The organism is Cobetia sp. SIMBA_158 (genome assembly GCF_046566945.1).
Lineage (GTDB): Bacteria > Pseudomonadota > Gammaproteobacteria > Pseudomonadales > Halomonadaceae > Cobetia > Cobetia amphilecti.
The window spans coordinates 1-231 of the sequence record NZ_JAWJYL010001201.1 but is presented as its reverse complement, the minus strand read 5'-3'; the positions used below and the strand labels follow the sequence as shown (position 1 = coordinate 231).

Below are 231 nucleotides of genomic sequence, written 5' to 3'. Positions count from 1 at the left end.
CCGCGCGTTCGGTCACCGCCAGCAGCAATCCCCATTGCGCGATCGTGCCGAGCCAATAATTGACCCAGACGGCAGCGTGCGCGGTGCCGTCGAGTTTCGACGCATTGGCGAGCGCGTGTTGTGCCAGCTGTGCGCCCAGTTCGCGCAGCTCCCTGGCCAGCGCACCGGCGCTCAGCGCACTCTCCAGATAGCGCAGCAAATCGTCGCTCCCGTTGAGCAGACGACTGCCCA

1 protein-coding gene is annotated in these 231 nt (G+C 66.2%); it reads right to left on the bottom strand.

Annotated features, from left to right (window positions below):
* The coding region (locus R2R70_RS23545; protein WP_410979426.1) for a hypothetical protein at nt 1-199 on the bottom strand (199 nt) is incomplete at its 3' end.
* Between the last annotated feature and the right edge of the window lie 32 nt (nt 200-231).